Source organism: Micromonospora sp. NPDC023633, assembly GCF_040640035.1.
Taxonomy (GTDB): Bacteria; Actinomycetota; Actinomycetes; order Mycobacteriales; family Micromonosporaceae; genus Micromonospora.
Window position 1 is genome coordinate 1 of record NZ_JBFABB010000219.1, and the last position, 6,120, is coordinate 6,120.

General features: G+C 75.5%; 8 protein-coding genes and 2 pseudogenes. 4 read left to right on the forward strand and 6 right to left on the reverse strand.

Going from position 1 to position 6,120, the window contains the following annotated elements:
• Positions 1–39 precede the first annotated feature (39 nt).
• Together AB0G13_RS33575 and AB0G13_RS33580 are read right to left on the reverse strand one after the other, a co-directional pair.
• Complete coding sequence (locus AB0G13_RS33575) at positions 40–648, reverse strand: ATP-binding cassette domain-containing protein (protein WP_357883372.1); 609 nt, start codon at positions 646–648, stop codon at positions 40–42.
• Positions 649–738: 90 nt separating this feature from the next.
• On the reverse strand, positions 739–1,752 hold the full coding sequence (locus tag AB0G13_RS33580; protein ID WP_357883376.1) for a WYL domain-containing protein: 1,014 nt from the start codon (positions 1,750–1,752) through the stop codon (positions 739–741).
• Between the two features lie 44 nt (positions 1,753–1,796).
• Between AB0G13_RS33580 and AB0G13_RS33585 the strand changes: the two genes are divergently transcribed.
• Positions 1,797–2,276 carry a hypothetical protein gene (locus AB0G13_RS33585; RefSeq protein WP_357883379.1) on the forward strand — a complete coding sequence of 160 codons (480 nt, stop codon included), beginning with the start codon at positions 1,797–1,799 and terminating at the stop codon, positions 2,274–2,276.
• A 53-nt stretch (positions 2,277–2,329) separates the two neighbouring features.
• Here the strand turns inward: AB0G13_RS33585 and AB0G13_RS33590 are convergent, their stop codons facing one another.
• From AB0G13_RS33590 to AB0G13_RS33600, 3 genes and pseudogenes are all read right to left on the reverse strand, one after another.
• A complete protein-coding gene (locus AB0G13_RS33590) occupies positions 2,330–2,635 on the reverse strand; it encodes a DUF2470 domain-containing protein (RefSeq protein WP_357883393.1) in 306 nt (101 codons plus the stop codon).
• A complete protein-coding gene (locus AB0G13_RS33595) occupies positions 2,632–3,297 on the reverse strand; it encodes a biliverdin-producing heme oxygenase (protein WP_357883381.1) in 666 nt (221 codons plus the stop codon). Before AB0G13_RS33595 ends, AB0G13_RS33590 begins: the two co-directional genes overlap by 4 nt.
• 118 nt (positions 3,298–3,415) lie before the next feature.
• Positions 3,416–3,682, reverse strand: a pseudogene (locus AB0G13_RS33600) (ATP-binding cassette domain-containing protein); the annotation flags it as partial.
• Between AB0G13_RS33600 and AB0G13_RS33605 the strand changes: the two are divergent.
• Entirely contained in the window at positions 3,581–4,498 is a 918-nt protein-coding gene (locus AB0G13_RS33605) for a hypothetical protein (RefSeq protein ID WP_357883384.1), read from the forward strand. The pseudogene AB0G13_RS33600 and the gene AB0G13_RS33605 sit on opposite strands and share 102 nt — an antisense overlap.
• 71 nt (positions 4,499–4,569) lie before the next feature.
• Positions 4,570–5,094, forward strand: a complete 525-nt coding sequence (locus AB0G13_RS33610; RefSeq protein ID WP_357883387.1) for a hypothetical protein — start codon at positions 4,570–4,572, stop codon at positions 5,092–5,094.
• On the opposite strand, the pseudogene AB0G13_RS33615 reads toward AB0G13_RS33610, so the two are convergent.
• Positions 5,064–5,725 (reverse strand): annotated as a pseudogene (locus tag AB0G13_RS33615) (TetR/AcrR family transcriptional regulator). The gene AB0G13_RS33610 and the pseudogene AB0G13_RS33615 sit on opposite strands and share 31 nt — an antisense overlap.
• A 177-nt stretch (positions 5,726–5,902) precedes the next feature.
• Here AB0G13_RS33615 and AB0G13_RS33620 point away from each other — a divergent pair.
• Positions 5,903–6,120 (forward strand): hypothetical protein (locus AB0G13_RS33620; protein ID WP_357883390.1); only part of this gene is annotated, 218 nt, incomplete at its 3' end.

Below are 6,120 nucleotides of genomic sequence, written 5' to 3' on the forward strand. Positions count from 1 at the left end.
GGCTCGGCCGCGCCGCCGCCCTGGCCCGGCCCGGCGGCGTCACCCGTCCACCTCGGCGGCGACCGGCACGTCGGCCAGCGCGCCCGGGTCGGCCGTGCACACCAGCACCGCCACCCCCGGCGTGTCCGGCGGGGAGAGCCGGTCGACCAGGTCGGTCAGCCGCCCACCGCCGGCCGGCCCGGTCGGCAGGTCGATCACCAGCACCTCGGGCAGGCAGACCACCGCGCGGGCGAGCGCCACCCGGAACCGCTGCGCCTCCGACAGCAGGTGCGGTCGCAGCCCCAGCGTCGGGGCCAGCTCCAACCGGTCGACCACCGTCGCCGTCCAGGCGTCGGCCACCTCCCGCACCCGCTCGCGCCGGCGCTGGCCGTAGGCGATGTTGCGGCGCACGGTCAGGTGGGGCAGCAGCGCGCCGCCGGCCGGCACGTAGGCGATGCGGCGGTGCGGCGGCGGCAGGGCAGTCACCTCCCGGTCGCCGACCAGGACCCGGCCGGCGACCGGCGCGGCCAGCCCGCTCACCACGCGGGCGACGGCGGTGCCGACGGGCGGGGCGGCGACCAGGGCGGCCGTGGCGCCGGCGGGGACGGCGAGGGTCACCGCGGCGGCGGCGGGCACGGCGACGAGTTCGCACAGACGTAACGTGGCCATCACCTCCGGTGACCGGGCAGTCGGTCCCAGGGTCGCACAACCCGACGACAACCGGCGTCCCGCCACCGTCCGGTGTGGAGGGCGCGCGGCTCAGGCCGGCGCCTGCCCACCGGCGCGGCGGCCGGCCGGGCGGGGTGCGTAGAGGGCGGCGAGGCCGGCGGCGGTCGCGGCGAGCCGCTCGCGCAACGCCGCCGGAGCCAGCACCTCCACGTCCGCGCCGAGCCGCAGCAGGTCGCCGTGGGCGTGGGTGAGCGACTCGATCGGGATGACGGCGGTCACCCAGCCGGCGTCGTCGGGCGGACCCGCGGTCTCGTCGACGGCCGCGACCACCAGCTCGCTGGCGATCTCCCGCAGCCGGCCCCGCCCCCGCCGGGAGAGCCGGACCGTCGCGTCGTCGCGGTGCAGGCCGGCCCGGAAGCGCAGCACGTGCGCCCGCCACCAGCCCGGCAGGTCGAAGCCCGCCGGGCGCGGGAACTCCTCGTCGAGGGCGGTCAGCGACAGGATCTGGTTGACCCGGTAGGCGGCGGGCCCGTTTCGCCCGGACCGGCCGGCGACCGCGTACCAGCGCCCGCCCTTGAGGACGAGCCCGTAGGGCTCCAGCACCCGGTCGACCTCGCCGGTCCAGCTGCGGTAGCGCACCGCGATCCGCCGCTGCCGCCAGACCGCCTCGGCCACCTCGGCCAGGTGCGGCGAGGCGTCGCCGTCGGCGTACCAGTTGGGGGTGTCCAGATGGAAGCGCTCCTGGATCCGCGCGGCCCGCTCGGCCAGCTCGGGCGGCAGCGCGGCGTGCAGCTTGAGCTGGAGCGCGGCCACCGCCGCCCCATAGCCCAGCTCGGCGGCGGGCCCGGGCAGCCCGGCGAGGAACAGCCGCTCCGCCTCCTGGGCGGTCAGCCCCGTCAGCCTCGTCCGCCAGCCGTCGACGAGCTGGTAGCCGCCCGCGTGCCCGGCCTCGCCGTAGAGCGGGACGCCGGCCTCGTGCAGCGACTCGATGTCGCGGTAGACGGTGCGGGTGGACACCTCCAGCCGCTCGGCGAGCTGCGCGGCGGTCATCCGCCCGTGGGCCTGGAGCAGCATCAGGAGGGAGAGCAGTCGACCGGCCCGCATTCCGCTGACAGTAGTTGTCAGTGGAGCGCCCGTACCGTCCCGGCATGGCTTTTCGCGACAAGGAACTTCGGGTGCCGGCACCGCTCACGATCGCCGGCCGCCAGCTCAAGCGCTACCACGTCGACCAGCCGGAGCGCCGGATCTCCCCGGAGGTGGAACGGGCCGCGTACGCGGTGCTGCCCCGCCTGCTGCCCGGCGAGGACGGTGACGGCACGCCGGCGGCCGGCTGGGTGGTGCTGCACCGGGGCGCCGACACGGGGGCGTACCTGCTGGCGTACAGCTGGGTCTGGGACAACGTGGTGCGGGTGCGCATCGCGGCGGCCGGTCAGCCCGCCCTCGACTGCCCGGACGACGACCCGACGCGCTTCGTGGAGCTGGACCGACCGTGGGTGGGGTGCGTCTGGGAGCTGGGGGTGCTGGAACACGAGCGGGCCGCCTGGGTCCGACACGTGCTGACGCCGGAGCGCCCGGACCTGCCCGGCTGGCTCGCCGACACCCGCCCCGAGGGGTCGGTGGGACGCTGACCAGGGAGCCGGCCGACCGGTGCTGGCGGCTGACCGGCCGGCGCGCCCGCCGGTCAGCCGGCCGGGCGTGGTGGGAGCCCGAGCCGCTGGCACGCCTCCCGGTACATCCGCACCACCTCCTGCCGGATCTGGCCGCGTTCGGTCAGCCGGTATCCGAACGCGACCCGCACCGGAACCTCGATGTCGTCCACGGTCACGGCGAACTCCATGCCCCCGTCGTCCAGGCCGGTGGCCCGGGCGCGGGTGGCCGTGGACTGCCCGCCCAGCGTGCGGCAGATCAGCAGCGAGTCCTCGGCGTGGTCGTCGTTCATGTGCCGGCAGACGGCGGCGACCACGTCGGGGCCGAAGGGGGCGGTCACGCGTCCGCCCCCGCGGCCGGCACGAGCCCGGACAGGGCGGCGAGGACCTCGGTGTTGTGCCGGTACGCCACGAGCACCTCGTCCCGCAGCGCGGCCCGGCCCACCTCGTCGAGCGGGAGGTCGTCCAGCCTGGCCCGGTAGGCGTCCTTGTACGCCTTCGGGTCGGTGATCCGGTCGAACCGGTAGAACGCCGCGCCGGCGTCCCCGGTCAGCCCGTAGTGCCGGGCGAGCGACCGTCCGATGTGCAGGCCGCCGGAGAGGTCGCCGAGGTAGCGGGTGTAGTGGTGGGCGACGAACCGCTCCGGTGAGCTGGCACCGACCGCGCGCAGGCGCCCGGCGTAGGAGACCGTGGCCGGGGTCGGCTCGATCCGCCGGCGCCAGTCGGGTCCGAGCAGGAGCTCCAGGTCGGCGGCGAGGGCGGGCAGCCGCGTCAGCGCGTCGTCGACGAACGGACCGGCGAGAGGATCGTGGCGCATCGCCTCGGCGGCCCCCTCCAGCGCCTCGTAGATGACGTGGTGCTGCATCACGAGCGCGGCGTAGCCGACGCGGTCCAGGTCGCCGGCCACCAGGGCGCAGACGTACCGCTGGGACTCGGCGTCCTGGTGGGCCTCGGCGCTGGCGGCCCGCAGTTCGGCCGAGAACGGGGTGCTGGTCGGGCTCATGTCTCCTCCAGGGTGACGGAAGGCCGGGTGGGTCGCCGTCGGGGAACGACCAAGGGTAGTCGGGTACGTGGATGGGGCACGACCTCGATGTCGTGCCGGTACACCTCGCTGAGCAGGGGGCGGTGAAGACCTCCGCCGGCGGCCCGACGGCGCGTACCCGCCCGTCGGCGAGGAGGGTGACGGTGTCGGCGTACGCGCCGGCGAGGGTCAGGTCGTGTAGCACCGCCACCACGGCGTCGCCGGCCCGCGCCCGGTTCCGCGCGACGCGCATGACCAGCTCCTGGTGGCCCGAGTCGAGGGCCGCGGTCGGTTCGTCAAGCAACAGCACGGCGGCCTGCTGCGCCAGCGCCCGGGCCAGCGCGACGCGCGCCTGCTCGCCGCCCGTCGTCGCCCCACGTCGGCGCCGGCCGCCGCACCGGCGCCGCGGATCGCCGTGCCGGCCGGCACATTCCGGTCCGGCGATCAGATCCTGGTCACCCTCGTCGGCTGGCCGGCCGGCACCGTGCAGATCGAGGTCTGCGGCAACGGGGGACGTCGCGGCGTGCTCGACTGCGCGACCAGCAGGGTCGGGCACGGACAGGTGCCGTCGTCGGGCGCTCTCACCCTGCCGGTGGTGCTCGCTGCCCCACCGGTCGGCTGCACCTGCCTGGTACGTGCCCGCACGCCCACCGGCAGCACCCGGGCCAGCGTCGCCCTGCCGCTGACCGGCGTGAGCGCACCGCCCGCCCCCGCGCCGGTCGGCGCCGCGGAACTGGTCGTCGTCGGGCTGCGCGCCACCGACCGATCCGGCGTGCCGGGCTGGTTCGGTGTGCCGGGAGACCTGACCGTGGACCTCAACCTGCGCAACGTCGGCCCCACCGACGCGGTCGACCCGCCGTTCTCGCTGCTGTTCGGCCGCCCCGGTCGGGTGCACACGCTCGTCGGCGCCCCGCCGCTCGGTACGATCGGGGCCGGGCAGGCCCGGGAGTACCGGATTCGCGTCCCGACCGACGCGACCGTCGTGGGCCGGCACGAACTGCGCGGCCGGATCGAGCCGTCCGGCGGGCCGGTCGCCTTCACCGTCGAGGCGGCCCGTTACCCCTGGGACCTGCTGGGCCTGGTAACCGTGCCGTTGCTGTGGGCGCTGGCGCGACCGGCCCGACGCCCCCGGCCGGTTCGCCGTGAGGAGGTCGGATCGAGGCGTGCCGCCCGGCACGCGTGACGCCGCACCGCGGTCGCAGGCAGACGTCGCCCAGGCGGCCGGGGTTGCCGCCCGCCGCTACCCTCCTGACCGTGCGGAGATGGTGGCGGATCGATCCCCTGGGCGCGCGGCAGGTGTTGAGCGGTTTCATGCTCGCCGTCGCTTCCACGATGGCGGTCGTCGTCCTGGTTTCGCTGGCGGCGGGCCGGTTCGACGTCCGTGACGCCTTCGGCCTCGCCGGCCTGGTGGCCTTCCTCGCGCTGTGGATGACGCTGGTCGCCCGATACTTCCTGGTCGGTGTGTACGTCAACGACAGCGGCCTGCGGTTGCGCTACACGTTTTCGACCCGGACCCTGCCGTGGTCGCGGGTGACCGGCTTCGTCGTGCGGCCAGCCGAACTCCTCGGGGAGCCGACCGCCCGGGACGCCTGCTGGGTGCGCACGGCCGACGGCGCGGTCGAGACGCCGGTGCAGCGGCGGTCCCGGACGGTGGGCTGGCGCAAGGACATCGGCCCGGTGCTGCGTACAGAGGACTTCGGCCGGATGGTCGCCCGGCTCGACGCCGAGCTGGCCGCCGCCCGGCGCGGTCAGGCCGGTGGGGGAGTGGTGCTGCGGTAGATCGCGGCCAGCCAGACGTCGCGCAGCACGTCGACCACGTCGCGCTCGGCCACCGCCGGCCCGTCGCCGGCGAAGGTGGCGTACCAGACGCGCTCGTTCATCGAGTTGAGCGCGATGGCGAGGTCGCGGGCGGGCACCCCGTCGGGGCCGCCCCGCGCCGCCGCTCGGCCACGATCGCGCTCTCGATCGCGTGCACCCAGCGCTCCAGCACCCTCGCCCACAGCTGGCGCACCTCGGCGTTGGTGCCGCGCACCTGGGCGCAGGCCAGCACCACCGCGCGGTGTGCCCCGAACGTCTCGTGGAACCGGTCGATCAGCTCCCGCCAACGCGCCGGCGGGTCCTCGGCCAGCCGCTCCAGCACGTCCCCGGCGGCGGCGTCGGCCTCCTCGATGACCCGGTCTAGCAGCGTCAGCAGCACCGCGTCCTTGGACGGGAAGTAGAAGTAGAAGGTGGGCCGGGAGATGCCCGCCCCGCGCGCGAGGTCGTCGATCGAGATGTCGGCGAAGGCCCGCTGCCGCAGAAGCCGCTCGGCGGTGGCCAGGATGGCCAGCTCCCGCTCATCGCCGACGGAGCGCGCCGCGCGCCGTCCGCGCCCGGTGGCGCTCCCGGTGGCCGTACGGGCGGGTGTCATGCCCGGTGACTCAACACCGTGTCGATCGGACTCGACAGGGTGTTGACGAGCCTCGACGCTCGTGGCTAGTGCGGTGTCCACGAACCTTTGCCGGGTTCGTCGGCGGTGAAATTGTCGTACCGGTGGTGTTGGCTTCGGTTTGTGCCTCGTCGTCGGGATTCTGCTGCGCCTGCGGTGGTGTATCGCACCGCTCGTGTCGCCGTGCGGGTGACGCCCGCGCAGCGGCGGCGGTGTTTCGGGCTGCTGCGTTCGGCCGGTGACGTGTGGGCGTGCGTGCTGGAGGTCAACGCGTGGCGGCGCCGCCGCCGGGATGCGCCGCTGGCCGGTTATCAGGAATTGTGCCGGGAGTTGTCCGCCTCCGGGCCGGGCACCTTCGCCGAGCTGGACTCGACGGG